At 65.2% G+C, this 25,407-nt stretch carries 24 protein-coding genes and 1 pseudogene; 12 read left to right on the top strand and 13 right to left on the bottom strand.

The annotated features are described in order from the left end of the window. Positions 1-212: 212 nt before the first annotated feature. Together N4261_RS16165 and N4261_RS16160 are read left to right on the top strand one after the other, a co-directional pair. Positions 213-611 (top strand): response regulator, encoded by a 399-nt coding sequence (locus N4261_RS16165; protein WP_261756312.1) that lies wholly within the window; start codon positions 213-215, stop codon positions 609-611. A gap of 110 nt (positions 612-721) precedes the next feature. Next, positions 722-958 carry a hypothetical protein gene (locus N4261_RS16160; RefSeq protein ID WP_261756310.1) on the top strand — a complete coding sequence of 79 codons (237 nt, stop codon included), beginning with the start codon at positions 722-724 and terminating at the stop codon, positions 956-958. 53 nt (positions 959-1,011) lie between these two features. Here N4261_RS16160 and N4261_RS16155 read toward each other — a convergent pair whose 3' ends face one another. From N4261_RS16155 to N4261_RS16145, 3 genes are all read right to left on the bottom strand, one after another. Continuing rightward, positions 1,012-2,193 (bottom strand): zinc-dependent alcohol dehydrogenase, encoded by a 1,182-nt coding sequence (locus tag N4261_RS16155; RefSeq protein ID WP_261756309.1) that lies wholly within the window; start codon positions 2,191-2,193, stop codon positions 1,012-1,014. A gap of 360 nt (positions 2,194-2,553) precedes the next feature. Beyond that, on the bottom strand, positions 2,554-2,904 hold the full coding sequence (locus tag N4261_RS16150) for a YkgJ family cysteine cluster protein (RefSeq protein WP_261756308.1): 351 nt from the start codon (positions 2,902-2,904) through the stop codon (positions 2,554-2,556). A gap of 153 nt (positions 2,905-3,057) precedes the next feature. Then, the gene (locus tag N4261_RS16145; protein WP_261756307.1) at positions 3,058-3,201 is read right to left on the bottom strand and encodes a hypothetical protein; all 144 of its coding nucleotides are present in this window, start codon (positions 3,199-3,201) and stop codon (positions 3,058-3,060) included. A gap of 396 nt (positions 3,202-3,597) precedes the next feature. On the opposite strand from N4261_RS16145, the gene yccS reads away from it, so the two are divergent. The 3 genes from yccS to N4261_RS16130 all read left to right on the top strand — a co-directional run bounded on the left by yccS (position 3,598) and on the right by N4261_RS16130 (position 7,036). After that, complete coding sequence (gene yccS / locus N4261_RS16140; RefSeq protein WP_435531937.1) at positions 3,598-5,820, top strand: YccS family putative transporter; 2,223 nt, start codon at positions 3,598-3,600, stop codon at positions 5,818-5,820. Between the two features lie 133 nt (positions 5,821-5,953). Next, a complete protein-coding gene (locus N4261_RS16135) occupies positions 5,954-6,331 on the top strand; it encodes a hypothetical protein (protein ID WP_261756305.1) in 378 nt (125 codons plus the stop codon). A 96-nt stretch (positions 6,332-6,427) separates the two neighbouring features. Beyond that, the gene (locus tag N4261_RS16130; protein WP_261756304.1) at positions 6,428-7,036 is read left to right on the top strand and encodes a DUF4263 domain-containing protein; all 609 of its coding nucleotides are present in this window, start codon (positions 6,428-6,430) and stop codon (positions 7,034-7,036) included. On the opposite strand, the pseudogene N4261_RS16125 reads toward N4261_RS16130, so the two are convergent. After that, positions 7,036-7,609: pseudogene (locus N4261_RS16125) on the bottom strand (IS3 family transposase); the annotation flags it as partial. The gene N4261_RS16130 and the pseudogene N4261_RS16125 sit on opposite strands and share 1 nt — an antisense overlap. Positions 7,610-8,085: 476 nt before the next feature. Between N4261_RS16125 and N4261_RS16120 the strand changes: the two are divergent. From N4261_RS16120 to N4261_RS16110, 3 genes are all read left to right on the top strand, one after another. Then, positions 8,086-9,669, top strand: coding sequence for a hypothetical protein (locus tag N4261_RS16120; RefSeq protein ID WP_261756303.1), 1,584 nt, complete (start codon positions 8,086-8,088; stop codon positions 9,667-9,669). A 483-nt stretch (positions 9,670-10,152) separates the two neighbouring features. Beyond that, positions 10,153-11,145 (top strand): tRNA dihydrouridine(20/20a) synthase DusA, encoded by a 993-nt coding sequence (gene dusA, locus N4261_RS16115; RefSeq protein ID WP_435531936.1) that lies wholly within the window; start codon positions 10,153-10,155, stop codon positions 11,143-11,145. A 116-nt stretch (positions 11,146-11,261) separates the two neighbouring features. Further along, positions 11,262-11,843 carry a methylated-DNA--[protein]-cysteine S-methyltransferase gene (locus tag N4261_RS16110; protein ID WP_261756301.1) on the top strand — a complete coding sequence of 194 codons (582 nt, stop codon included), beginning with the start codon at positions 11,262-11,264 and terminating at the stop codon, positions 11,841-11,843. A gap of 30 nt (positions 11,844-11,873) precedes the next feature. Here the strand turns inward: N4261_RS16110 and N4261_RS16105 are convergent, their stop codons facing one another. The 6 genes from N4261_RS16105 to N4261_RS16080 form a co-directional block, all read right to left on the bottom strand. Continuing rightward, positions 11,874-13,901 carry a phospholipase D-like domain-containing protein gene (locus N4261_RS16105; RefSeq protein WP_261756300.1) on the bottom strand — a complete coding sequence of 676 codons (2,028 nt, stop codon included), beginning with the start codon at positions 13,899-13,901 and terminating at the stop codon, positions 11,874-11,876. A 132-nt stretch (positions 13,902-14,033) separates the two neighbouring features. Then, entirely contained in the window at positions 14,034-15,074 is a 1,041-nt protein-coding gene (locus N4261_RS16100) for a recombination-associated protein RdgC (protein ID WP_261756299.1), read from the bottom strand. 172 nt (positions 15,075-15,246) lie between these two features. Next, positions 15,247-15,954 carry a DsbA family oxidoreductase gene (locus N4261_RS16095; protein ID WP_261756298.1) on the bottom strand — a complete coding sequence of 236 codons (708 nt, stop codon included), beginning with the start codon at positions 15,952-15,954 and terminating at the stop codon, positions 15,247-15,249. Positions 15,955-15,976: 22 nt separating this feature from the next. Beyond that, positions 15,977-16,960, bottom strand: coding sequence for a succinylglutamate desuccinylase/aspartoacylase family protein (locus tag N4261_RS16090; protein WP_261756297.1), 984 nt, complete (start codon positions 16,958-16,960; stop codon positions 15,977-15,979). 19 nt (positions 16,961-16,979) lie between these two features. Beyond that, entirely contained in the window at positions 16,980-17,954 is a 975-nt protein-coding gene (locus N4261_RS16085) for a PIG-L deacetylase family protein (RefSeq protein ID WP_261756296.1), read from the bottom strand. Positions 17,955-18,075: 121 nt separating this feature from the next. Next, positions 18,076-18,996, bottom strand: a complete 921-nt coding sequence (locus tag N4261_RS16080; protein ID WP_261756295.1) for a DMT family transporter — start codon at positions 18,994-18,996, stop codon at positions 18,076-18,078. Positions 18,997-19,201: 205 nt separating this feature from the next. Between N4261_RS16080 and N4261_RS16075 the strand changes: the two genes are divergently transcribed. Then, positions 19,202-19,633 carry a DUF3052 domain-containing protein gene (locus N4261_RS16075; protein ID WP_261756294.1) on the top strand — a complete coding sequence of 144 codons (432 nt, stop codon included), beginning with the start codon at positions 19,202-19,204 and terminating at the stop codon, positions 19,631-19,633. A 34-nt stretch (positions 19,634-19,667) separates the two neighbouring features. Here the strand turns inward: N4261_RS16075 and aptA are convergent, their stop codons facing one another. After that, positions 19,668-20,984, bottom strand: a complete 1,317-nt coding sequence (gene aptA / locus N4261_RS16070) for an omega-aminotransferase AptA (protein WP_261756293.1) — start codon at positions 20,982-20,984, stop codon at positions 19,668-19,670. 206 nt (positions 20,985-21,190) lie between these two features. On the opposite strand from aptA, the gene N4261_RS16065 reads away from it, so the two are divergent. Next, on the top strand, positions 21,191-21,667 hold the full coding sequence (locus N4261_RS16065; protein ID WP_261756292.1) for an Lrp/AsnC family transcriptional regulator: 477 nt from the start codon (positions 21,191-21,193) through the stop codon (positions 21,665-21,667). A 171-nt stretch (positions 21,668-21,838) separates the two neighbouring features. On the opposite strand, the gene N4261_RS16060 is transcribed toward N4261_RS16065, so the two are convergent. Together N4261_RS16060 and N4261_RS16055 are read right to left on the bottom strand one after the other, a co-directional pair. After that, positions 21,839-22,744 carry a DMT family transporter gene (locus N4261_RS16060; protein WP_261756291.1) on the bottom strand — a complete coding sequence of 302 codons (906 nt, stop codon included), beginning with the start codon at positions 22,742-22,744 and terminating at the stop codon, positions 21,839-21,841. 129 nt (positions 22,745-22,873) lie between these two features. Next, the gene (locus N4261_RS16055; protein ID WP_261756290.1) at positions 22,874-23,668 is read right to left on the bottom strand and encodes a ferritin-like domain-containing protein; all 795 of its coding nucleotides are present in this window, start codon (positions 23,666-23,668) and stop codon (positions 22,874-22,876) included. A 78-nt stretch (positions 23,669-23,746) separates the two neighbouring features. Between N4261_RS16055 and N4261_RS16050 the strand changes: the two genes are divergently transcribed. After that, the gene (locus tag N4261_RS16050) at positions 23,747-24,271 is read left to right on the top strand and encodes a gamma carbonic anhydrase family protein (protein ID WP_261756289.1); all 525 of its coding nucleotides are present in this window, start codon (positions 23,747-23,749) and stop codon (positions 24,269-24,271) included. A gap of 128 nt (positions 24,272-24,399) precedes the next feature. After that, the gene (gene hslO / locus N4261_RS16045) at positions 24,400-25,356 is read left to right on the top strand and encodes an Hsp33 family molecular chaperone HslO (protein WP_261756288.1); all 957 of its coding nucleotides are present in this window, start codon (positions 24,400-24,402) and stop codon (positions 25,354-25,356) included. The last annotated feature ends 51 nt before the right edge of the window (positions 25,357-25,407 follow it).

Below are 25,407 nucleotides of genomic sequence, written 5' to 3'. Positions count from 1 at the left end.
GCCGTCGGGAGGGCGTGTCCACAAGGTGGCCCTATCGGCTCGCCTTACAGGGGCGCCATGCTGGGTCGCCAGGCGAGGTCACGTCGAGAGGTCAGACGCGAGGTCGCAAGGAGATGTAACCCGTCGAAATGGCAGGAACAGGGGTTGCCGAGACCCAGGCATGGGGCCTTGCGTCCCGTCACAACAGGCGCCTTTACCCGAAGGCCTGCGACATGCCTACAACTTCGTTCCCCAGTGTTCTTCTCGTTGACGATGCGCCCGACACCCTGGCGTCGCTGAGCGCTGCGCTCGTGGCTGACGGGTTTCATGTCAGAACTGCCAGCTCCGGTCGCCAGGCCTTGGAGCTCATGCGGCAGGAGCGGCCGACGGTCCTGGTGGCCGATCTGGAAATGCCCGACATGGACGGTTATGAGCTGGCGCGCCGGGCACGCGAGCTGTGTCCCGACGAGGTGCTGCTGGTGGCGCTGTCGGGCACGCTGCCTTGCGGCAAGAGCGCGCTGACCAACTGCTTCGGCTTTGACCATCTGTTCGGCAAGCCGGTACAACTGGGCATCCTTGAAGATGTGCTGCGTCTGGATCCGGCGGCTACGCAGGTCGATCCCACCCATTGATTGACTGGCGCTGACGTCACGCCAATCTGCCGCCGGACGGGCATGGCCAGGCAGCGTCCATTTCGGTCGCGGTGGGCGATGACCGTCCCCTCAAGTGACTTGATCCGAGCATGGACGCCTTCCTGGACGCGATTCAATGGCCCGCCATGGGCATCACGCTGCTGGCCGCCTGGCTGGTGGGCGCGCGCCAGTCGGCACGGCGCAGCTGGGGCTTCTGGATGTTCGTTGTCAGCAACCTGCTCTGGTGTGCCTGGGGCTGGCACACCCAGGCGTATGCGCTGATTACCCTGCAGATCGGACTGTTCGCACTGAATCTGCGCGGTGTGATGAAGAACAAGGACGACTGAACGCCGTCCTTGTCAGCGCCGATGGCGACGGCGCCGTCATCGCCGTCGCTCGATCAGGCCGTCGCGTCGAATGGCGAGAGCACCACCTTGCGGCATTCCTCCTCCTTCTTGTTGAACAGCTCATATCCGCGAGCCGCCTCGGTCAAGGGCAGGCGATGGGAAATGATGACGTCGGGATTCAATTCCCCCAGCGCGATGCGCTCGAGCAGCTCGGGCATGAAGCGCTGCGCATGGGTCTGGCCGCTCTTGAAGGACAGGCCTTTCTCGAACGCATCGCCGAACAGGAAACCGTGGATGAAGCCCGCATAGACGCCTGGCACGCTCACGATGCCACCACGACGGGTCGCGGCGATGGCCCACCGCAGCGACGTGCCGCTGGAGCCTTCCAGACGCAGGGTGGACATCACCGTTTCCAGCGTGCTTCCCTTGGCCTCGAAGCCGACCGCGTCGATGGATGCATCCACGCCGCGGTGGTCGGTCTGCTCGATGATCAACTGAGCAGGGTCGTCGACCTCATCGAAATTGATCGGCAGGACGCCGTACGTCTGCTGCGCGAATGCCAGTCGGTAGGCATGATGGTCAATCATGAAGATTTTCTCGGCGCCCAGCATCCGCGCACTGGCCGCCGCCATCAGGCCAACCGGACCGGCGCCGAAGATGGCCACGGATGAGCCGCGTCCGATTTCCGCATTCAATGCTGCCTGATACCCGGTGGGCAGGATGTCGGAGAGGAACAGCACCTGCTCGTCGCTCAGGTGGGTGTGGGGAATCACCAGCGGTCCGACATTGCCCTTGGGCACGCGCACATACTGCGCCTGGCCGCCTGCATAGCCGCCATACAGATGGCTGTAGCCGAACAGTCCGGCCCCTGGTCGCAGATCCTTTTTGTTGAGGATCGCACCGCGGCCGGTGTTGGTGGTCTCGCAGGCTGCGAACAGCTGGCGGCCGCAGAAGAAGCAGTCACCGCAGGAGATGGTGAACGGCACCACCACGCGGTCGCCGCGCCGGACGGCGGTGACGCCTCGCCCCACGTCTTCGACGACGCCCATGAACTCATGGCCGAGGATGTCGCCATCCTTCATGTCAGGAATCTTGCCGCGGTAGATGTGCAGATCCGAGCCGCAAATGGCGGTGGCGGTCACGCGCAGCAGGATGTCGTCGTCCGCCGCCAGGATGGGGTCAGGAACGGTTTCAACGCGAACATCTTTCGCGCCGTGGTAGGTGAGTGCGAGCATGGAGGTGGCCTTTCAGTCGCCAAGTGGGTGTGGAGGGATGCCCGGTGCACGAGGCAAGCCGAACGCCCGGTCAGCGTCGTGACGGTGGCGGGATGCGACCCGTTGTCACTCGGAGGCGAGGGCAGCGACTCGCATATCGGCGGGCAAGTGCCGCCATGTCCACCGCAGTACCTCTGCCGTACCCACTGCCGTCGCCACGGCCTTCTTCATTGGCAAGTTCTCGCACGCAGGGGCAGGGCTCGGCAACTGAGACCGGATCTGCGGTGACGTCGTGGCGCCGATGACGACGGTGGTCCCGATCGCACCGATGGCGCCGATCGAACCGAAGGCCCCGATGGCGCTCGTGGCGGACGGGGAGGATTAGTCGAGCTGCCAGCGACGTCGCGCCTTGAGGCACTGCTCGTCGCCGGGCTGGACCTCGCGGCAGGTGGTCGAGCGCTGGGCGTAAATGCCGCACCCGACCTGCTGGCCGACGACGCCCTGAAGCGCCACGCATCGCACCGGTTGGGTCTGGGTCCCCGACATGCACCGCAGGTGGGGGCTGACCGGCTGCGTCAGGGTCACCGGGACGGTGCCCATCGGGGCATCGTCCGCCTCACCCCAGTAGAACGACACGCGAAAGCTGGCACAGCAGGCGCCGCAGGATTGGCAATCCAGGAGGGCAGGTGGGGCGTCGACGGAAGCGGCTGGGGCAGAAAGCGGCGGCGGCATGGGGGCGGACGATACGGAGCGCTCGTTGGGGCCGAGCCACTCGGTCGCATGAAGCGACAAGCTCGTCCAGGAGGCCGATGATGACCTCATTTTCGCGTGCCTGTCCGCAGGCTGCGATCAGGCCAGCCCGCTGCCGGGCCACGTCGGCGCCGATCAGACGCCCGCGCTGCCTTCGGCCATCACCAAGCGGAGCGCGGCCGAGGCCGACAGGCTCCCTGGGACGATGCGGCGCAGCGAGCCCGCGCGCAGATGGCGCAGCGCGACACACAGGCGGGAGAACAGGGACAGGACAAACATGATGGCTCCTTCGACGGCGTGATCGCCGGACATGCCTGGATGGCACGGTTCAAAGCGTGCGCTCCGGTGCGAGGTGAAGCGTTGCCATCGATCAAGGCCGCTGTCGGGTGGTGTCGGCCCGGCGCCCGATGCTGAGATGCATCAAGGAAGGGTAGGGGCAGGTGTTGCGAAGTTCCAGTGCCGGTCGTGCGTCGTCGCTTCCAACGGCGACGCGTGGCATGGCCGATGTCGGATTGGATGCCTGTGGGTGTCACCGGTTTTGCGCGGCGGCCCGGCGGATGGGATCGCCCCCAGGGATGCTCCAGCATGCCGGCCCTCGGTGGTTCGACCGCCGGCCTTCAAATCGGCTTGATACTTGCTTCCTCTGTGCCGATAGAGGCCCATGGAGGTTGGACGGTGTTGAGTGCGGGTGAAGTTCGGGGATGGTGGCAGTTCGGCTACCAGCTGTGGCAGCGCGAGGCGGTGTCGGGCAGCCTGCGGGCGCTGCTGGCGCTGGCCTGCGTGATGGGCGGCGGCTGGTGGACCGGGCAGATGTCGGCGGTGTTGCCGGCGCTGCTGGGGGTGATTGCCAGCGCGCTGGCGGAAACCGATGACAGCTGGCGGGGGCGCCTGCGGGTGCAGGTCATCACCCTGGTGTGCTTTGCCGTGATGGCGCTGGCGGTGCAGGCGAGCCTGGGGCATCCTTTGCTGCTGGGTGTGCTGCTGGCGGTGGCGGCCATCGTGCTGACCCTGCTCGGTGCATTGGGCGAGCGCTACCGCACGATGGCGTTCGCCACCTTGGTGCTGGCCATCTATGCCTCGCTGTCGTCCCAGCCGCATGCGATCCAGGCGGTGTCGCTGCTGTGGCTGGGGGCCGCCTGGTACGGACTGATCTCGGTGCTCTGGGCGGCGGCGCTGCCCACCCCGCCGGTCCGTCAGCATCTGGCCAACCTCTACGAGAGTCTGGGCGAATACCTGCGCTTGAAGTCGGGCTTGCTCGAGCCGGTCCGCGGCGCGGATCTGGAGGGGCGTCGCGTGGCGCTGGCGCTTCAGAATGGTCGGGTGGTGGAGGCGTTGAACCGCTGCAAGGAGGCGCTGTTCAGCCGCACCGGACTCGGCCCGCCGCCGGCATGGCTGCTGGAAGCGATGCAGGCCTACCTGGTGGCGCAGGATGTCCATGAGCGAACCAGTTCCTCCCACGAGCACTATGAGGTGCTCGCCCAGCATTTCTTCCACAGCGATGTGCTGTACCGCTGCCAGCGCCTGCTGGCTCTGTTGGGCCGGGACTGCCGCAGCGTCGCCCGGCGCATCCGTCGGCAGTCGCCCTGGAAGCGCCACGGCACCACGGCGCATGCGATCGAGGACTTGCAAGCGGCCTTGCGCCACATCGAGCTGCACGTCGACACCCCGGATGAGGGACGAACCCGCGGCCTGGCCGCCCTGCATGGCCTGGCAGCCAATCTGGGCGCGCTGGACCGGGCCTTGTCGTCCGCGCTGCAGCCGCCCGACCCGCCCGCGGACACCAGCCTGCTGGACCGTGATCCGCGCAGTCTGGCCGAGGCCTGGCAACGTCTGAAGGCCCAAATGAACTGGCGTGCGCCGCTGCTGCGCCATGCGTTGCGGCTGGCGGTGGCGCTGACCGTCGGCTACGGCGTGATGCTGAGCACCGGCGACAGCCACGGGTTCTGGATCCTGCTGACCATCGTCTTTGTCTGCCAACCGCAATATGGCGCCACCTTGACCCGATTGGCGCAACGGGTGGGTGGCACGGTGCTGGGACTGGTGGTGGGATGGGCGCTGTTGCGCCTGTTTCCCGACCTGCTGCTGCAGGCGGGGTTCACTGTGGCGGCTGGGGTGCTGTTCTTTGCGACCCGCCACACCCGCTACACCCTGGCGACGGCCGCCATCACCTCGCTGGTCCTGCTGTCCTTCAACCAGGCGGGCGACGGATTCGGTCTGATCCTGCCCCGACTGCTGGACACGGTGGCCGGCAGCGTGATTGCCGGCCTGGCGGTGTGGCTGGTGTTGCCGAGCTGGCAGGTGCATCAGTTGCACCGGCTGGCCGCGCAGGCGGCAGGCAGCCAAGCGAACTATCTGCGGGAGATCATCGCCCAATATCAGACCGGCAAGCGGGACCACCTGCCTTACCGGCTCGCTCGACGCAATGCGCATAACGCGGACGCGGCGCTGTCTCGCGCGCTGGCCGCGATGCAGCTGGAGCCCGAGCACGCGCGGCGGCTGGCGCCGCAAGGGATGCGGTTTCTGGTGCTGTCGCACACCTTGCTGAACTATCTGTCGGCGCTGGGGGCCCATCGCAACCAGCGGCTCACGCTGCCGGAGGAGGGCGCGGCGGCGAGGGGTGTGAACGCGCTGCTGAGCACCTTGGACGCTGTCGCGGCGGCGCTGGAAGCGCAGCCGCCTCGCGTCGTGGAAGAGACGGCGCTGGCGCCGGGGTTGGTGGAGACGCTGACACAGCCCGGGCCCGAGGGCTTGCGACTGGTGCAGGCGCAATTGGCGCTGTGCTTGCGCTTGCTGCCCGCGTTGCAGGCGCAGGCGGTGGCGCTGGTGGCGCCGCAAGAGGCGGTGTTGGGCGAAGTGGGGGCGACGGGCTTGCCGAAGACGCGCAAGGAGCCGGCGTGAGCGCTGCTTGTGCGGGTTCTGACGTCTATGTGAACGTCTCCGCTGGACGGTCGCCGGGTAGATCCGGCCGTGTCAGCATCGCCAGATCCGGTGGCCGGACGCCCCCTACAATCAGCCTCAAGGAGAACCTTTGATGGCGACCGATGCTTCCGCTCATGAGGTGGGTGACGCCCACGATGGCACTGCTGCTCAAAACGTTGAGTGGAGCGGCTTGGCGCAGCGCGTGTTCGATGAGTTGCCCCCCGAGCAGAAGCGGTCGGTACAGCTTGGCGCGTTGAAGATTTCGCGCGCGAAGTCCGTTCAGGACGAGCCCAAGCTCAAACCGCTCATCGGCACGGACAAATTCGTGTTGTCCGTCGGAAAAGACACTCTTCGTATGGTGACCCAGCGGACTCAAGGTGGCTGGAAGGTGGTCGATATTTCTAGGCCTGCGGGCGGGTTTTCTTTTGCGCCGTTGCCGTCGTCTCCTGGCAAGGGGAAACGAGCGACAGGTAGGCTGGCCAGGCGCTGAGCGTGCCAGCGTTGGAAATTAACTGCGCCGCTCCCGGTTGCGACGACGCTCTGCGGGCCGAAGCAAGCGCTTCAGCCATTCAAGTTCCAGCGAAAGGTGGCCCGGCAGGAAGCAGAGGAGTTGGCTTTTTGGCTCGACCACGAGAACCTCAAGAAGCCTCTGAAGGAACGCGACCAGGTGCTGCGGTTTTTTCAGCAGCGAGCCCAGTTGTGCGCATTAACCGGAATGATCTGGGGCAACCTGCTCAATCCCGACCGGTTTTCATTTGAGCTGAACCTCGGCGGAGCTTACCGCCCCGACTTTGTCGTGGGCTGTTCCCAAAGCCGCAACGTTCTGCTGGTGGAGTTCGAGGATGGTGAGGCTAAGAGTCTCTTCGAGCGGGCCAACGATCGGGACCCCAATGAGGTCCGACCCAGGCTGGGTAAACGGCTGCTGGGTGGCCTGGCACAGATCGCCGATTGGGTCTACTTCTTGGAAACTGCGAGCGCAGCCCACAAGAAGACCTGGTTCTCCTTCGAGCCCCGCAATCTGCTGTCCCTGCTGGTCGTGGGCCGCGACCACTACTTCGACAAGCACGGGACCAACGACCGGTCGCGTTATGAGTGGCTCCAAGACAAGTTCAGCCTAGGGCAGATTCCCATCGTCATACGGACGTTTGACGGCCTCAACGACGATTTGAAAACCCGGCTGGCCACTTATCGCTGAGGCAGAGAAGGCACGCTGTCGGTGGTCACCACGAACTTCTTCTTGCCCTTGGCCCGTATGCCGTGCCGTTGCATCAGCAGTCGCACACGCTCCTTGCCCACCCGCACCCCGCGAGCCAGCAGTTTCTTGTGCATCCGCGGCCATCCGTCCTCGCCTCGAAGTTGTTCGTGGATGGCTTTGATGTGCGCCAGCAGAGCCTCGTCGTTGTGCATGCGGCCTGGCCCCTTGGCTTCGCACCGCTGCGAGGCTTCCCAGCCGAAGTACCCGCTGGCGCTGACCTCCAAAACCTCGCACATCATCGTGATCGGCCACCGCTGATTCATCGACTGGATCCAGGCGTACCTTGCAACACGTCCTGCGCAAAGTACGGTGCAGTTTTTTTTGCGATGTCGCGCTCTATCTTCAGACGCGCCACCTCAGCCCGCAGACGGGCATTCTCGGCCTGCTCTGGCGTGACCATCGGCGCAGGCTTGCCCTCGGCGGTTAGGCCCAACTGACCTCGGGCATTCCCTACGTCTTGGCGACCACCGACGCTGCTCGCCCGGCCTTGACAGCCTCCTGCTTGAACTCCAGGGCGTATTTCCCACGACTGCGTTGCTCGTTCCTTTCTCACTCCTTCCCTGCATTCTCCGGGCTTGAGCGATGAACTCCGAATCTCGAGGGCAACCTCACAGTTCCGGAATTGCCCTGGGCTGTACGCCAAAGTTCTCCCTTCACGCACGCACGTCCAGACGAGCTCAGCTCATCCATTTCGGAAAGCTTCTCCAGGAATCTCAGCATCCGACCGATGTCAACGAAATTCATAGGCTTTTACCCTGGGCGGAAGTATCAACCGAAGGGCCATTATGAAGTCGCTTGGAGATGCCGTCATCCCGTCGAATCACTCACCTGCGGCGTCGCCCGAGGAGCGAGCGCGAGAGGAAGCGGTCGCACGACCAAGCGTGTTCAGTTCTGCTATCCATCATTCGCCGCGGATGATGGCACAGAGTCGCTCAATCGAAACTGTCTCCGGCGCTTCGGACCCGTGCCGAAGCGATGGCGTGCAGAATATGAAGAAGCATCACGAACGTGCCCAATCCGGCCCAAGAGTTCAGCAATTGGTTGCAATCCAAAAAATAGTCAACGGAAGCCTACAAGTTAAGCAACTCAAAGTCCTGCAAGAAACTGCGAACGAGTATTTTGAAAAGAAATTGCCGCCTCCCATTCGGAAGAAAGAAAATAAAAATACCTTGCCTGATAAGATAAAAAAAGGTATCGAAAACCTGTCTGGCTACACGATGGATAACGTGAGGGTACATTACAAATCTGGTGAACCTGCACAGCTAAAAGCCCATGCGTTTGCTCAAGAAAACAATGTCAATCTGAGCTCGAGGCAAGAAAAGCGCCTACAACGTGAAGCTTGGCAGGTCGTGCAACAGAGGAAAAGCAAAGCAAAGCCCACCATCCAACTAGAAGGCCGAGTTTGTGTAAATAATAGCGTTGCGTTGGAAAAAGAAGCTGCTGAGGTGGGTGCGCCGCCGGTTCAGAACGGGCAATGCCCACTTCTCGATGGCATCGAGGCATCAAATATATCAGGGCCCAGTTCAACCATGCCAACGACGGGTACTTCTTCACTCGCTCAACAAAAAGTTATCCAGCGCCAGGTCATAGCAACAAAGCAAAACAATGTGGGAGCTTTCACATTCGACCTAAAAAACTACATCCTGACAAAGGATGGCATCTATTCAGGTGTAGAAGTCGAAATATTCTTCAAGCTGAAAGCGAATGCCGTGAATGAAAAGCGCTTATACCTTTCGCAAATTATCCGAATTCATGACATCACCTCTGAAGATCCATTTAACTGGGCTAACAGTAAAAAATTGCAAGAAGCAGCGGAAGCGGCCCGGGACCTTGTTCGCACCACGGGTAAATATGGTGAGGCGCCAGGATTCTTTGTCGATGGAATTTATGCCACTACTGGTGTTGACGAAAGAATTGCATGCATGAATACTCCACGATCATCTCGCTTTGATAAACCTCGTTCAGTTGCTTATAACATGACTGGCGAAGAGTCTCATGGCCATGATGGCAGAAAGGATGATGAAAACAATACTCCGGCTACATTGAAGGACACTCCCGGTGCTGGCAAGCCCATGAAAATGACATTTGAAACAGCAGCGCTTGGTGATACTAATGGGCCCTACGGGAGTTTGCCATGGGAGGTTGTTTTGGGTAGGAAGGGCGTGGAACCCACCGTCATTGTCGGTGATGCGACCGATAAAATCTCTAAGAACTTCACCGAGGCACAGTATCTCTTCAACGAGTTTTTTCGTAATAAAGGCGCTGCCACCTCCCCGGAGCGTTTTAATGCACTAATCGATATTTCCCAATCCGGATTTTCGGGGTTTCGCGAGGTGTTGATAACGCTATCGAAGCTCACCTCACAAGTTGAAACTCTCCTTGCGATGCCTAAGTCGGCAGCCACCGCCGCCATGATCATCGAATTGAAACACACAATTCACTATCGCTTCGAAGCAATTGAGGAAGCCTTTAATGATGCGCCTGCCGAGTATAAGAATTCAGATCTGGCAACCCGTGTTAAGAACGATGTGGCAGAATTCAAGATTAATGCAATCAACCGTATCGGTGAGTAAGAACCCAACAAGTTACTTCCCAGAACCCCGTTGGTACAGCACGTGAAGGTTTTAAACACGCCCACGACTTCGAATTGAACCTGCTGCGGCAATGTCGGATAGCGCTTGATCAGATACCCAATGGTTGGTCGAGACGACGTGCCGGCGAGTCCCGCCTCAAGATAGACCTCATCCGCCCGAGCCCAAGCCTCAGCCAGCGCTTTCGTCGCGAGAGTCCTAGCTGGTTTCGGCCCCCCCGGCGCACCTGAACACGCCACTCTCCGTTCAGCGGGATAATCACCGCCAAGGCTCCAGCGGGCCTTCCCTGCTCCCTGTCTTGCTCCGGTCCCTCCAGGCCGAGCACTCTTTGCACTGCGGTCCCAGTTCCAAGCGACATCCCAGGGAAATTCTGTGCAGTTTCGCACCTCGTTGCATGCGTCAAAGATGTCTGATTCCCCTGATAAATCAATCGCCAGGAGCCCCTGGCGCCTGTCCGTCGCCCCCATGCTCGACTGGACCGATCGCCACTGCCGCTACTTCCACCGGCTGCTGACCCGCCACACGCTGCTCTACACCGAGATGGTCACCACCGGTGCCATCCTGCATGGCGACCAGCCCCGGCATCTGGACTTCAACGAGCAGGAGCATCCCGTCGCGCTGCAGCTCGGCGGCTCGGAACCGGCCGATCTCGCCGCCTGCGCCAAACTGGCCGAACAGTGGGGCTATGACGAGGTCAACCTCAATTGCGGCTGCCCCAGCGAGCGCGTGCAGCGCGGCGCCTTCGGCGCCTGCCTGATGGCGGAGCCCCAATTGGTCGCCGATGGCGTCAAGGCGATGAAGGACGCTGTCAATCGCATCCCTATCACGGTGAAACACCGCATCGGCATCGACAAGATCGAAAGCTATGACTTCGTGCGCGACTTCGTCGGCACGGTCGCCGAGGCCGGCTGCGAGGTCTTCATCGTCCACGCACGCAATGCCTGGCTGCAAGGCCTGTCGCCGAAGGAAAACCGGGACATCCCACCGCTGCGCTACGAACTCGTGCACCAGCTCAAGCGCGAGTTTCCGCATCTGACCATCGCCATCAACGGCGGCATCAAGACCGACGACGAGATTGCCGAGCAGCTCCGCCATGTCGACGGCGTCATGGTCGGACGGCAGGCCTATCACGAGCCCTGGCAGATGATCGGCTGGGACCAGCGCTTCTTCGGCGAAGCGAACCCGCCCGCCGCCAGCCGCGAGGCGGTCGAGGCGCTGTGGCTGGACTACCTCGATCGCCAGGTCGCCGCCGGCCGTCCCTGGTCGCAGGCCATGCGCCATGCCTTGGGACTGTGGAACGGCCTGCCGGGTGCGCGTCGCTGGCGTCAGGTGTGGTCCGATCACAAGCTCAAGGCCCTGTCGCCCCGTGAAGTCGCCGCGATGGCTACCCAGGCGCGCCTGACGGCCGCGGAGATCGCCAGCCAGCATCCCGCCTTCCAGGCGCCGGTGTCGGTTTGACGCCCCGGTGACGCCCCCGCTGACGCCGGACTGGAACTTCAAGTGCAGCACGCCCTGACCTCGGCCGCTGCACCCGCCGCATCCTTGGCCGCTTCCGCGCGAGTGAGCCTGACGCCGTGAGTGGCCTCGTTTGCTTTCATTGCTACCTTACGGTGCTGGGCACCTGTGGCATCGCCTGGCACGAGGACGCGATCGTCGGGTCCCAGTTGCCCGAGGACAGCGCCGGCGCCACCCGTGACCGCATGCGGGTACGTTTTCCGACCGCACGCGAAGTCGTGGTGTTCGATCAGTTGCCCGCCTTCGTGCAAAGCGCTTGCGAGGGCGTGTGGGCGCTGTTGGCCGGCGAGCCGCGGGACTTGCAGGAGATCGTGCTGGACGACAGCGCCATCCCGACCTTCGAGCGGCAGGTGCTGGCCTTCACCCGACGCATTCCGGTGGGACAGACGCTCACCTACGGCGAGGTCGCCGTCCGGCTGGGACAGCCCGGCGCGGCCCGAGCGGTCGGGCGCGCCGAGGGGCGCAATCCGTTCGCGCCGATCGTCCCCTGTCACCGGGTGATGGGCAGCCCCTCGGCCGGCAAAAGCGCGAACCTCACCGGGTTCTCCGCTGCGGGCGGGGTGGCCACCAAGCTCAAGTTGCTGGCCATCGAGGCCCGTGCCACCGGGCAGCAGGTCGGCGAGCAGCAGGACCTGTTCTAAGCGCTCCGCCTCGCCGATCGGAGGCAGCCATCACCCCTTCACGGTGTGTTTGTCCCACAGCGGCTGCCAGTAGTTGTCCACCAACCGGCGCACCGCGTTGGCATCATCCAGCCAGGTGCCAAACTGCAGGTTGTAGTTCGGATAGGCGTTGTCGGAGCCGATGTAGGCCAGGCTGTTGTCGACGATCACCGCCTTGGCGTGGTTGCCGTCGTTGGTGATGCCAGGCGACACGCGTCGGTAGTCGACGGAACGTTCCACCAGCCCCGGGATGTCCGCGATCGGCGCAATCGTCCCGGTGGCGGCCAACATCCGCAGCGAAGCCGCCAGGCGGGCCTTGTAGGTGATCGGCGTGCCGCTGTCCGACCAGCCGCTGTCGCCGTAAGACATGATCAGCTGAATCTGCGCCGCCCCCTTCGCTTGAAGCATGCGAGAGCAACCGACCGCCGTGCCGTTGAGCAGATCCCACGGCCACACCCAACCATCCCAATCGGTGCCGCACATCGTGTTGAAGACCTTCACCAAGGCGCGAAATGCGGCGGAGCCTGCGGCATAGGCATCCACCAGGCTTTGCTGTGAAAGACGCAAGACCTGCGTCGCCGAGGCGGACGCCACCACCCGCGCCGTCCTGCTCGCCCAATGCGCTGGATTGACGGACTGGGCCGCCAGCATGGCGGCGAAATCCGGTTGCGTGACTTCGTCGAGCCGGTGCGCCAGATAGGCCGCCAGGCCCAGGCCTGCATTGCCCTGCCTGGATTGCCCGATGGCCTCCACCATGGCAATCAGCAAGTCCCGCATCGCATCCACATACTGGGAGGGCAGGCCGGTGTTGTCGGGCCATTGGCCAGTCTTGCCCACCGCCAGAATGGAGGCGCCCGATGCGAAGGGGCCGTAGTCCGCCAGATGGCGCATCTGATTGTCGGAATAGGCCTGGAAGCTGTCGTACTGGCCGAACAATGGCGTTTGACGCGTGTCCTTGAACGAGGACAGTCCATTGGCGATCACGGCGGACTTGGCCCAACTGCCAGTATCCCAGGACGGTAAGCCATTGAAGTAGGTCCAGCTCTCGTCGGCGAAGCGATGCGCGGACACGGCCGCATCACCGTCCATCTGCAGGCTCAGATCCAGCACCGTCGTCCGCGGACGCGAGGCGTAGTAGTCGGCCCAGTAATTGATCCCGCCGGTGACCAGCGCCGCCCCGTTCATGGCAAAAATCTTGGAATGGTTCCAGGTCACTGCCGGAAAGTGGGCCTGCGACAGCATCATCTCGAACAGCAACTTGATCGTGCCGCGCAGGCCTGCAACCGCCTGCATCGACGCGCCGTACAAGGACGCATCCGCCTCGCTCACCGCCTTGAAGCCGAAGTCCAAGAGCGCCTCCAGCAGCTTTGAAAAATCACCCGGGTGGAACTCGCTGCGGACGACGTTGGGTTGGTAGGCGGCCATGTAGACCGTGGCCTTCGGGTGGCGGATCAGGCCCGGAGCGAACAGGCTGCGCACCAGCGGATCCGGTGCAAAGGCCGTGGTGTCGGGAAAGCCGGTGACGTAGCGCAGGGTCGGCGTGGCCGCGGCGGGCAGGGCGTTGATGAAATCGGCCAGTTGCCGGAGCGGCGTGGGATTCAGTGCGGGGTCGTCGAACAAACCGGCCGTGCCCTGCTGCAGATTGAAGAGATCAATGAAGCAACGCTTCGATGTCTGCCCGGCGACGATGCCGAGTTGCACCGCATCCTTCAGCGCTTGGGAGAACGGGCTGACCGTCGGGTGGTGCGGGTAGTTGGACCAGGCGCCGAAGGGCGCGCTGGCCCAGAAGTTCGGCGTCAACCGGTTGCCCTGCGTCAGGGCGTAGGACTTGCCGACGGCCTGTCCCTTCGGATCGATGCTGGACAGCATCTTGTACAGATCGCCGCAGTTGCGAACCTGGGGCGGCGGACCGCCCCCGACCCGGTCGATGATCGGCGCAGGTACTGACTGAGCCAGCGCCGCGTTCGGCGCCAGGGCAGCAGCCGCGAGGCCACTCAGCACCTGACGACGGGAAGGCTTGGCAGGTCGGATTGCAGACATGAGATGGTCCTTTGAAGTCAGAGTCACCGTTCCGAAACTGGAACGTGGACTGAGTGGCCTCAGAAGGACTTCAAGCTCCACGCACGGTGGACGTGGATTCGACCGTGGGGTGCGCCGCGCGTTGACTCGAACTCAATCCCAAGGAGCGGATTCAGTCGACGCCATCGCATCGTCGTTGCGGGTGTCGGCGTCGGCGCTGTTGCCGGATGCGGTTACCGATGCAAGCTTGGCGGAGGGGCTCGGCGCATGCTCCGCCGCAATCTTCGCCGACTGTCCGATGAAGTCCAACTCACCGCCCAGGCCTTCGACCAGCTCCGGGATCAGGCCGCTCAGCTCGCCGGTGGCCAGCGCGGCATCGACGTCAAAGGCCTCGTCCTTGGCCGGCTTGTCGCGGCCATCGAACACGATGTCCAGGAACTTGATGCCCTTGATCTGCAGCGTGTCGGTCAGGGTGAAGGACACCCGCTCGCGCCAGGTCATGGCCAGGCGCGTGGGCATCTTGCCGCTGGTCAGATGGGCCTTCACCTCGTCGGTGTCCAGGTTGTGTCGGGCGTAGCGCACCGCGGCCTTCATTTCATCGGCGGCCTTCAGTTCGCAATCCCGGTCGATGACGAAGTCCGCCGGCGGCACGCCATCCATCAGCCAGGCCGCCATGCAGGTCGCCGGCGATTCGGCGCTCTGCAGCAGGTGCAGGTTGATCGAGGAATCGGCCTTCACCAGCAGGCTGATCAGCTCGTCGGCCTTGCCGATGGAGCCCGCATCCACCATCAACAGGCCTTGCTTGGGCGAGATCCAGACGCGCAGGTGCGATTGCAGCGTGAAGGCGCGGGGCAGCAGCTCCTGCGTGGCCTGATCCTTCAGGTCACGCTGCTGCTTTTTGCCCGGGCGGCGGCCGGTCTCGTGCTCGATCCGCTCCATCATTTCTTCGACATGCTCGCGCACCACCGAGCCCGGCAGCACCCGCTTTTCCAGCCGCAGGCTCAGCAGCCAATGGCCGTCGATGTCCTCGAGCAGGCGGGCGCCCGGCTCGCCGCGCGGCGGCACCCAGCCGGCGGACAGCGCCTCGGTGGCGCCGCAGGGCTTGAAACGTTCCTGCTCCAGCGCGTCTTCCAGCGTGTCGGCGTTGGGCTGCCAATCATTGGCGATGCGGTAAATGATCAGGTTCTTGAACATGGGCGGGACTGCAAACGCGAAATTGACGCGACTTGACCTGCGTTAGACAGACAAAGCCGCGAGAAAAACAAACGGGGCCGGCGAAGGACGCGGGCCCCGATGGCACGATGGCTGGATTGTCTCAGGTCTGGCCTCGGCCCGACCCACGGATAGTCCTACTTGTGCCGGCGGATCACTCCGCCTGCCGCGCTTTGCTTTGCTCGGCTGCCACGCGGCGCAGCGCCTGCTCAAAGGCCTCGGGCGGCTGTCCGCCCTGGACCAGGTAGCGCTCGTTGATGATGACCGAAGGCACCGAGCTGATGCCTTGCTGCTGCCAGAAGGCTTCGGCCTGGCGCACCTCCTCGGCATAGCGGTCGCTGTCGAGCACCCGCGCGGCCTCGGCGCTGTCCAGGCCGAGGGCGGTGACCGTCTTCAGCAGCACTTCGCGGTCGCCGGGGTTGCGTCCATCGGTGTGATAGGCGGTGAGCAGCGCCAGCTTCAGGTCGTGCTGGGCCGCGGGCGATTGCAGGCCGGCCCAGTGCAGCAGCCGGTGCGCATCGAAGGTGTTCCAGATGCGGCTGCGCGCGCCTTCGGTGAAAGTGAAGCCCACCGCAGCGCCGCGTTGGCGCAGATGGTCGCGGATCTGGGTGCGCTGCTCGGTGGTGGAACCGTACTTGCGGGTCAGATGTTCCTCGATGTCTTCGCCTTCCGCCGGCATCTGCGGATTGAGTTCGAAGGGCTGGAAGTGCAGGTCGACCTTCAGGTCCGGCAGGCGCGCCAGTGCGGTCTCCAGCGACTTCAAGCCGACCGCGCACCAGGGGCAGGCGACGTCGGAAACGAAGTCGATGCGGATCGCGTCCGCATCGGCGTGGGAAGGAAGGTGGGCGGTCGTGTCGTTCATGGCCGCCACTCTAGCCCGAGGCTCAAGTCAACACGCGGTCGCTGGGTTTTGCCAGGTAGAACCATTCGTGTCCCGGCTCGGCCTTGCTGTTGGGAAAGACGATGCGTCCGGCGAACGGGGCCAGCACCGGCGTGCCGTCCGCCCGGGTGCCGATGCGCTCACCCAGCGCCAGTGCGTCAAAGCTGGCCCATTCGCGCTCGAACCGGTCGTCGACATCGGCGCGATCGATCACCTCATACAGCTGCAGCAGCTCCACCGGGCGGTTCGGGTCGGCCTGTTGAACCTGGTCCGGCGCCACCATGCCCAGCTGGGCCAGGGTGCGCAGGATGGCCTGGAAGGCCACCTCCGGCCCTTGCGGATCCGCATGCTGGCCGCATTCCAGCGTGATGCCGTAGCCACCCTGGCTGCGCATGTATTCGGTGGTGCCCACGCCGTAGTGCGGATCCTGCTGCAGGGCCATGCGGCGCGAGCCATCGCCGATGTTCGCCGCGCGGCGCTTCAGTCCCAGGGCATAGGTCGAGAGCCAGCCTTCGACGATGCGACCGGTGCCCACCGCCAGCGCCAGCGCGCTTTCGGCGGCCTGGTGGCGGAAGGGCTCGAGATCGCCGTCGTTGTCCCGCGGGCCGAGCATCGCGAAGGCCGGGCCGGGGTTGTTGAAGCTGTGCAGGTCCAGCAGCACATCGCTGTCGGCCAGCCAGGGGCAGAGCCGGTTGGCGATGCGGTCCTCGAAATCCTGCGGGATCGGATTCACCCGCAGATTGCGATTGAGGTTGCGTTCCCCCTCGCGACGCTGCAGCCGATGCGCCAACGGATTGACGATGGGAATCATCGTCAGCGTGCCCTGCAGCAGGGTGAGGGCGCCGCTGTCGATCAGGGCCATCACCCGCTGGATTGCGCCCACGCCGGCCACTTCGTTGCCATGCACCGCGGCCGTGACCAGCAGGCGGGGACCGGGCTTCAGGCCGGCGAACTGATGGATGCGGAGATGGGTGGGCGCTTGGCTCATGGTGGGGGCGGGAGGTCGGTCAGGAACGATCGGTGGAAAGGAGGGCGGCCACGTCCAGCGGCTGCTCGCAGGACCAGACCGACGCGGTCAGGTCGTGGGCGGCGGCGCCGTCGACCCAGCGCGTCAGCCGGTACAGCGTGGCGAAGCCGAACGGCGGCGGCGTCTCGCCGGGCCCGGCCAGCAACTCGCCGCCACGCCGGACGTTGTCCGCCATCCAGGCGGGCAAGCGCAGATGGTACGGATTGCGCTCGATCTCGCCGACATGGCAGGCCAGCGCCCGCACCAGCCGGGCGGTGTCGCGCAGGCCGGTTTCGATCAGGGTGGTGGGCGCGGGCTGGGTGGCCCAGAACTCGGTGTGGGCGACGACGGTGCTCAGTCGGGCCTCGCGCAGCGCGGCCGTCACCAGCCGATGGACGCCGATGTGCGTGGGAATGCCGTCCTGCGCATGCGGCACCAGCACCAGCGCGGGCCGCTCGGCCGCCAGTAGGGCGGCGGTCTGGCGGACCTGCTCGCGCCACAGCGGCGTGTCCGCATCGGCCGCTTCCGGCTTGATCTGCTCGAAACCGTCATCGGCCAGCAGGCGCACCTCGAAATCCAGCACCGCGCAGGCGGCACGCAATTCGGCCAGGCGTTCGGCGCGGCGGTCCTGCCGGCTGCCCAGGGTGACCGCCACATTGGTGACGCGCCAGCCCGCTTCCCGCCGCAGTCGCAGGGGCAGGGCGCCGACGATGCATTCGTCGTCCGGATGTGGCGCGAACACCAGCGCATGCGGGATGGCGCCGGACGACGAGGTCTTCAGCGTCGCGCGGCCCGACCCGGCGGCGTCCGCCAGATCGCGCGGCGTTTGACGGAGTACGGCGTACCAGTCCGTCAGCCAGGTGTCCCAGTCCGTGACTGCGGCGGCGGGGGCGACGTCGGCCCGGGCGGACGACAAGGCGGAATCGGTGGGTGAGTCAGCGGGGGAGGCGGGGGACTCGGAGGGTGAAAGCGGCATCAGGGCTCGGCGTAGGCGCGTCGGATCCCGAAATGGTATGGCATTGGTAGTAGAAAAACCGGCCCCTTAACCGCTTAACCTTCGTTTTCGATCGCGTGAGCCATGGTTTTTTATGGACCGGTCATAGACCACGGTTGGGCCAGGTGGCCAAGATGACGCCGCCCAGCGCCAGGGCATAGGCCAGCAACTGGATGCCGGTGAGGTGCTCGCCCAGGAACAGCAGACCGACCAGCGCGGTGGCGATCGGCAGGAACACCATGAACACGCCCGCCTTGGCGGCCGGGATCTGGCGCAGCCCCTTCATCCACAGCCAGACCGTGACCATGCTGGCGGCCACGGCGTAGAAGGTCAGCAAGCCCCAGTGCGGCGCGCGGACCACGCTGAAGTCGAAATCCAGCGCCTGCCACAGGCCCAGCGGCGTCACCAAGGCCAGACCCCAGAGGTTGATCAGCGCGCTGATCCGCTTGGGCGACAGGTCTTGCGTGAGCCGTTTGCCGATGACCACATAGCCTGCCTCGCAGAACACGGCGGCCAGCAGCAACAGCGCGCCCCAGCCGCTCTGCTGGCTGGCGTCGTGCCGGCTCAGCGCCACCATCGCGATGCCCGCCACCGCCAGCGCAATGCCGCCCAGCGTGCGTGGGGCGATCCGCTCACGCAGGAAGATCCAGCTCAACAGCGCCACCGCTGCGGGGATGCCCGCCATGATCACGCCGGCCACCACGGCGGAGCTTTGTTTCAGGCCGAACAGCAGGCAGATCGAGAACAGGAAGTTGCCGATGAAGGATTCCAGGAACACCAGCCCCCGGGTGCGGCCGGACATCGTCGCCTCGCCCGGTGTGCGCCGCAGCCAGGGCAGCATCACCACCGCCGCAATGCCGAAGCGCAGCCACGCCAGCAGGAACACCGGAAACACCACCACCAGCAATTTGGACAGCCCGACATAACTGCCGATCAGGCTGGTGCTCGCGGCCAGGCAGACATAAGCCAGCCAGGGCGTGGGGTGAGAGGCGGCCGAGGTCGGCGCGGTGGTGGAGCTGTGCATGGTGCGCGGATGATGCCCGAGCTGGCGCGCGCCACGGCTTTCCGGGACGCGCAAGGGTTAGCGAGATCGCACGGCTGCCTTCGTCGCGCTACAACGCCGACATCGCGCGGGGTCAGCTTCACGAAGGATGGACACATGGCGACGTCGTCGGGCACGCAGACCGGATCCCCCCCCCCTGGCCGCCACGCCGCCGACATCCGACGGCTTGCCCGGGCGGCCCTCGGTCGGCTACTCCGGCACGCCGCTGGCGCGCAAGTTGGGCATCCAATCCGGCCATGTGCTCTGGGTGCTCGAGGCGCCGGCCGGTTACGACGACTGGATCGCGCCGCTGCCGCCGAATGTGGTCCGCGCCAAACAATCGGGTCCGACGGTCGACATCGCCCATCTGTTCCTGATCGAGCGCACTGATCTGGCTCGCCATCTCCACACCTTGCGCACGCGGCTGCGAGACGACGTCTCGCTGTGGATCTCCTGGCCCAAGAAAGCCTCCAAGGTGCCGACGAGCATCACCGAGGACGTCATCCGCACCGAATGCCTGCCGCTGGGCTGGGTGGATGTGAAGGTCTGCGCGGTCAGCGAGGTGTGGTCGGGCCTGAAGCTGGTGGTGCGCAAGGAGCTTCGCGGGGCCGGGCGCTGACGCGCACTGCGGCTCGACGGGCTGAACCGGGCGATCAGGCCAGCCGGCGCAGGGCGGTGCGGATCGCGTCGACCATCCGGTCCAGGTGTTCTCGGCCGGCGATCAGCGGTGGCGACAGCGCGAGGATGTCGCCCGTGGTGCGGATCAGCACGCCCTGTTCCCAGCAGTCGAGGAAGGTGTCGAAGGCCCGCTTGGTCGGTTCGCCGGCGCGCGGCGTGAGTTCCACGCCGCCGACCAGTCCGATGTTGCGCACATCAATGACATGCGGCTCGCCCCGCAGCGAGTGCAGCTGTTCGGCGAAGTAGCCCTGCAGCTCGCCGGCGCGGGTCAGCAGGCCGTCTTCTGCATAGGTGTCGAGCGTCGCCAGCCCGGCCGCGCAGGCAAGCGGATGCCCGGAATAGGTGTAGCCGTGGAAGAACTCGATCAGGTGGTCCGGCCCATTCATGAAGGTGTCGTGGATGGACTGCTTCGCGAGCACCGCGCCCATGGGCACGCAGCCGTTGGTCAGGCCTTTGGCGATCGTCATCAGGTCAGGCGTGACGCCGAAGGTCTGGGCCGCGAACGGGTGGCCGGTGCGGCCGAAGCCGGTGATGACCTCATCGAAGATCAGCAGGATGCCGTGCTTGTCGCAGATCTCGCGCAGGCGCTGCAGATAGCCTTGCGGCGGGATCAGCACGCCGGACGAGCCCGACACCGGTTCGACGATCACCGCCGCAATCGTCGACGCATCGTGCAGCGCGACCATGCGCTCCAGATCGTCCGCCAGCTCTGCGCCGTGCGCCGGCTGCCCGACGCTGAAGGCATTGCGGGCGAGGTCATGGGTATGGCGCAGATGGTCCACCCCCGACAGCAGCGTGCCGAACATCTTGCGATTGGCCACCATGCCACCCACCGACACCCCGCCGAAGTTCACGCCGTGATAGCCGCGCTCGCGACCGATGAGCCGGGTGCGTTGTCCCTCGCCGCGTACGCGGTGATAGGCCAGCGCCATCTTCAGTGCGGTTTCGACCGATTCGGAGCCGGAGTTGGTGAAGAACACCTTGTTCATGCCCGCTGGCGCGATCTCGGCCAGCCGCGAGGCGAGCTCGAAGGCCTTCGGATGGCCCATCTGGAACGGCGGTGCGAAGTCCAGCTCAGCGGCTTGTTCCTGGATCGCCTTGACGATGCGCGGACGGTTATGGCCCGCATTCACGCACCACAGGCCGGCGATGCCGTCGAGCACCTGCCGGCCGTGGTCGTCGGTGAAGAACATGCCGTCGGCACGGGTGAGCAGGCGGGGAGACTTCTTGAACTGGCGGTTCGCGGTGAACGGCATCCAGTAGGCGTCCATGTCGAGGGGCGGGGTGCTCATGGGGAAGGCTCCTTGATGTCGAAGGCGAAGGCGAAGCGCGGCGGGTCGGTCGCCGTGGCACTGAAAGGGCCGTTCGCGGCGACCGGGATTGACCATTAGTCTAGGCAAGCGGCCGCGCAATCGGTGAGCGTTGTACAGGCGGGAAAACCCGGAATGGCGCAATCCAATGCCGCTGATGGCGGGATTCTTCGCACAGAATGCCGCGCATGAACCCAGAAGTGAAATTGGATGCGATTGACCGGCAGATCCTGGAGGCCCTGCAGCAGGATGCGAGGCTGTCCAACCAGGACCTGGCGCAACGGGTGCACCTGTCACCGTCGGCGTGTCTTCGCCGGGTCAAGCGGCTGGAGGACGACGGCGTGATCGATCGGGTGGTGGCCTTGCTCAATCCGAAGGCCATCGGCAAACCGGGCACGAGCTACACCATCATCAATGTCGAGCGCATGACGCCTGCGGCGCTGGCGGAGTTCGAGCAGGCGGTGAAGGACGCGCCGGATATCCTGGACTGCTTCTATGTGGCCGGCAGCAACGACTACCTGCTGCGCTTCGCCTACAAGGACGCCGAGGACCTGGAGCGGCTGCACACCCAGGTGTTGATGCAACTGCCCGGCGTGGCGCGCGCCAATTCCATGCTGGTGCTGCGCACGGTGAAGCGGTCGACGGCGTTTCCGCTGGACGCGTGAGCGGCACGGAGCGGCGCTCGCCTCTTCGCGGGCGTCACGGTCATCGCGATGGGGGCGAGAGCGATTCCAGCGCACGCCGATCCCGGAGCACCAAGAGCTGTAGCTGTAGCTGTAGCTGAGGCTGAGGCTGAGTCTGATGCCGGTCTGATCAGCGCCAGGCCCGGCCAGACCTCAAGCCGTCCGCGCCCGCAGCACGCGCAGCATCGGCAGCAACTGGATCAGCAGCATCGCGCCCAGAATCAGCGCGCAGCCCAGCAGGCCGGCGGCGTTCAAGCGGTCGCCCATCAGCACATAGCCGAAGATCGCGGCGAACAAGGTCTCGGACGACAGGATGATGGCCGCGTCCGCCGCATGCGCATAACGCTGCGCCACCACCTGACCGGTGAAGGCCACGCCGACCGACAGCACGCCGGTGTAGAGCAGGGGCCCGGTGGCGGCCTGAATGCCTTCCCAGCTCCACGGCTCCAAACACAGCGCCCACGCCAGCGCGACCACGCCACAGAACAGGAACTGCCCGCCCGCCACCAGGAACGGGGAGTTCATTCGGTCCGCGACCTGACCCACCAGCAGCACATGCACCGCCCACGGCAGGGCCGAGGCAATCACCCAGGCGTCGCCCAGGCTGATGTTCAATTCATGCGCGCCCGACAGCAGGAAGGCGCCCACCAGACAGGCCACCGCGCCCGGCCAGACCGACCAGTGCGGCCAGTGGCGAAGCAGCGCCCAGCCCAGCAGCGGCACCAGCGGCACATACAGCGCGGTCAGGAAACCGGCATTGGTGACCGTGGTGAACTTGATGCCGATCTGCTGCAGCGCCGCGCCCAAGGTCAGCAGCAGACCCAGGCCCATGATCTTGAAGGCATCGCTGCGCGTCAGCGGTCGGGCGGTCGGGGAGAGGCGGGCGGTCCGCCGCTCCCGCAGGATCAGCGGCAGCACCACCAGCGCGCCGATCAGGAAACGCACGCCGGTGAACATCATCGGGCCGATGGAATCCATGCCGTGCGCCTGCGCGACGAAGGCAGAACCCCAGATCATCGCGATGAGCGTCAGCAGCAGGTTGGCTTGGATACGGGTCATGAACAGCTTTCGGATCGGACTCGCTGCGCGGATCGCGTCAGCGGCCTGCAGGCAGGGAGGCGCCAGGCGTCAGTTGAATTTGGGGACAGCCGAACGGTCGAGCCCCCGGCGAGGCGGTCACCTTGCGGATCATTCGTTGAGGTAGGCCAGCTCCTCGGGACTGAAGCCGGCCTCGGTGCGCGCGTCCAGGTTGAAGGGCGGTCGCAGGCGAGGGGCCTGGAACTGCTCGACCAGGCTCGGATACAGCGTCACCGGATCCAGCCCGCGTTCGCGGCACAGGTGGCGGTACCAGTGGTTGCCGATGCGCACATGGCCGACCTCGTCGCGCAGGATGATGTCCAGAATCTCCACCGCCCGGGCGTCGCCCGCCTTGGCGAACTTGGCCTGCAGCGGCGGTGTCGCATCCAGTCCGCGGGCTTCCAGGGTGCGCGGCACCAGCGCCATGCGGGCCAGCACATCGCCCTCGGTGCGGCGCGCCATCGACCACAGGCCGTCATGGGCATCGAAGTCGCCGTAGGCCCGTCCCAGCGTGCCGAGATGCTCGGCCAGCAGACTGAAATGGAAGGCTTCTTCGGCCGCCACCTTCAGCCAGTCGAGATAGAACGCCCGCGGCATGTCCGGGAAGCGCCAGACGGCATCCAGCGCCAGGTTGATCGCATTGAACTCGATGTGCGCAATCGCATGCAGCAGCGCCGCCCGGCCCTCGACGGTGAAGGGCGAGCGCGAACCCACCTGCAGCGCCGACAGCAGCCGCGGGCGCTCGGGGCGACCGGGCAGATCGGCATCGGTGGTGAGGCGCACGGCGGTGTCCAGCGGCACGGTGTCGGGGTCGCGCAGGGCCTCCTGCAACGCACGGGCCGCGAGCGCCTTGGCCGGCGGGTCCGGGATGAGAAGGACCTCCAGCGCACGGGTTCTGAGTTCCATTCGTAGAATTATCCCTTTTGCGCCGGCGCCACCCGGCCGCAACCGGCCCAGGCCGGCGAACCCCGGGAGAGCAAACGAATGGCTGTCTATCGATTGGGCGACCACACGCCCGAACTGGCCGCAGGCGTGTGGGTCGCGGAAAGCGCCCAGGTCATCGGCCGTGTGACGCTGCAGGCGAAGGTGAGCATCTGGTTCAACGCGGTGCTGCGCGGCGACAGCGACCACCTCACCATCGGCGAGGGCAGCAACATCCAGGACGGCAGCGTCCTGCATGCGGATGCCGGCATGCCGCTGACCCTGGGCGCCAATGTCACCGTCGGTCATCAGGTCATGCTGCACGGCTGCACCGTGGGCGAGAACTCGCTGATCGGCATCGGCGCGGTGGTGCTCAATGGCGCCCGGATCGGCCGCAACTGCCTGGTCGGCGCCGGCTCGCTGGTGACCGAAGGCAAGGTCTTCCCGGACGGCAGCCTGATCATGGGCTCGCCCGCCAAGGTGGTGCGCGAGCTCACGCCCGAGCAGATCCAGGGCCTGGCGCACAGCGCCGCCCATTACGTGCGCAACGGCCAGCGCTATGCCCAGGAGCTGGTCCGAATCGATTGACCGAGTGAGGGCCGGGCGGGCCCCTCGGTGCCGGCGGCCGCATGTGCTTGCCTCCGGCCATTCCGTCCCGATCTAAGGCTCCTTGAGCGATGCCTGAGAGATTCACTGACTTTGAAAGACCGATTCCCATGAGCGAACTGCACAAGTTCCTGTTTGAAGGCCTGCCGGTGCGCGGCATGCTGGTGCGCCTGGACGAGAGCTGGCAAGAGCTGCTGCGCCGGCGCAAGGAACCCCTGCCGGTGCCGGTGCGCGACCTGCTGGGCCAGATGACGGCCGCCGGTGCGCTGATGCAGGCCAACATCAAGTTCAACGGCGCCCTGGTGTTCCAGGTGATGGGCGACGGCCCGCTGAAGCTGGCCGTGGTGGAGGTGCAGCCCGACCTGACCTTCCGCTCCACCGCCAAGACCCGCGGCGAGGTCGCGGACGACGCCACCCTGCAGCAGATGCTCAACGCGCATGGCCAGGGCCGCTGCGCCATCACGCTGGACCCCAAGGACAAGATGCCGGGCCAGCAGCCCTATCAAGGCATCGTGCCCCTGAGCGGCCCCAACGGCGAGCCGCTGGAAAAGCTGTCGGACGTGCTGAAGCACTACATGCGCCAGTCCGAGCAGCTCGACAGCACGCTGGTGCTGGCCGCCAACGACAAGATCGCCGCCGGCCTGCTCATCCAGCGCCTGCCGATCGAAGGCGAGGGCAACCTGGAGGCGGGCGCGAGCTCCGGCATCGCCCGCGAGGAGCTGGAAGACGCCTACAACCGCATCAGCATGCTCGCCGCCACGCTCACGCCTGAAGAGCTGCTGACCTTGGACAGCAACACCATCCTGCGCCGGCTGTTCTGGGAGGAGACGGTGCGCCGCTTCGATCCCCAGACGCCGCGCTTCGCCTGCACCTGCTCTCGCGACCGGGTCGGCCGCATGCTGCTGGGTCTGGGGCGCCAGGAGGTCGATGAGATCCTGGCCGAACTGGGCGGCGTCGAGATCGGCTGCGACTTCTGCGGCAACCACTACATGTTCGATGCGGTGGATGTCGGCGAGCTCTTCACCGATCCGCAGTATCAGGCGCCGGGCAGCGCCAGCGTGCAGTAAGCGCCAGGCAGGCCCGCCGGGAGGGCGGGGCCTGTCGTGTGGCTTCAGTCG

The organism is Roseateles amylovorans (genome assembly GCF_025398155.2).
GTDB lineage: Bacteria > Pseudomonadota > Gammaproteobacteria > Burkholderiales > Burkholderiaceae_C > Roseateles > Roseateles amylovorans.
This window is presented reverse-complemented; position numbering and strand designations above follow the sequence as displayed.

What these genes read in the sequence shown, in the direction of transcription:
- N4261_RS16060 (WP_261756291.1), bottom strand. Translation starts at nt 22,744, where the DNA reads ATGACCCGTATCCAAGCCAACCTGCTGCTGACGCTCATCGCGATGATC.
- N4261_RS16150 (WP_261756308.1), bottom strand. Translation starts at nt 2,904, where the DNA reads ATGCCGCCGCCGCTTTCTGCCCCAGCCGCTTCCGTCGACGCCCCACCT.
- N4261_RS16090 (WP_261756297.1), bottom strand. Translation starts at nt 16,960, where the DNA reads ATGAGCCAAGCGCCCACCCATCTCCGCATCCATCAGTTCGCCGGCCTG.
- N4261_RS16050 (WP_261756289.1), top strand. Translation starts at nt 23,747, where the DNA reads ATGGCTGTCTATCGATTGGGCGACCACACGCCCGAACTGGCCGCAGGC.
- N4261_RS16135 (WP_261756305.1), top strand. Translation starts at nt 5,954, where the DNA reads ATGGCGACCGATGCTTCCGCTCATGAGGTGGGTGACGCCCACGATGGC.
- N4261_RS16160 (WP_261756310.1), top strand. Translation starts at nt 722, where the DNA reads ATGGACGCCTTCCTGGACGCGATTCAATGGCCCGCCATGGGCATCACG.
- N4261_RS16095 (WP_261756298.1), bottom strand. Translation starts at nt 15,954, where the DNA reads ATGAACGACACGACCGCCCACCTTCCTTCCCACGCCGATGCGGACGCG.
- N4261_RS16105 (WP_261756300.1), bottom strand. Translation starts at nt 13,901, where the DNA reads ATGTCTGCAATCCGACCTGCCAAGCCTTCCCGTCGTCAGGTGCTGAGT.
- N4261_RS16120 (WP_261756303.1), top strand. Translation starts at nt 8,086, where the DNA reads ATGAAGAAGCATCACGAACGTGCCCAATCCGGCCCAAGAGTTCAGCAA.
- N4261_RS16065 (WP_261756292.1), top strand. Translation starts at nt 21,191, where the DNA reads ATGAACCCAGAAGTGAAATTGGATGCGATTGACCGGCAGATCCTGGAG.
- N4261_RS16155 (WP_261756309.1), bottom strand. Translation starts at nt 2,193, where the DNA reads ATGCTCGCACTCACCTACCACGGCGCGAAAGATGTTCGCGTTGAAACC.
- N4261_RS16085 (WP_261756296.1), bottom strand. Translation starts at nt 17,954, where the DNA reads ATGCCGCTTTCACCCTCCGAGTCCCCCGCCTCCCCCGCTGACTCACCC.
- dusA (WP_435531936.1), top strand. Translation starts at nt 10,153, where the DNA reads ATGCTCGACTGGACCGATCGCCACTGCCGCTACTTCCACCGGCTGCTG.
- N4261_RS16100 (WP_261756299.1), bottom strand. Translation starts at nt 15,074, where the DNA reads ATGTTCAAGAACCTGATCATTTACCGCATCGCCAATGATTGGCAGCCC.
- N4261_RS16165 (WP_261756312.1), top strand. Translation starts at nt 213, where the DNA reads ATGCCTACAACTTCGTTCCCCAGTGTTCTTCTCGTTGACGATGCGCCC.
- hslO (WP_261756288.1), top strand. Translation starts at nt 24,400, where the DNA reads ATGAGCGAACTGCACAAGTTCCTGTTTGAAGGCCTGCCGGTGCGCGGC.
- aptA (WP_261756293.1), bottom strand. Translation starts at nt 20,984, where the DNA reads ATGAGCACCCCGCCCCTCGACATGGACGCCTACTGGATGCCGTTCACC.
- N4261_RS16145 (WP_261756307.1), bottom strand. Translation starts at nt 3,201, where the DNA reads ATGTTTGTCCTGTCCCTGTTCTCCCGCCTGTGTGTCGCGCTGCGCCAT.
- N4261_RS16055 (WP_261756290.1), bottom strand. Translation starts at nt 23,668, where the DNA reads ATGGAACTCAGAACCCGTGCGCTGGAGGTCCTTCTCATCCCGGACCCG.
- N4261_RS16080 (WP_261756295.1), bottom strand. Translation starts at nt 18,996, where the DNA reads ATGCACAGCTCCACCACCGCGCCGACCTCGGCCGCCTCTCACCCCACG.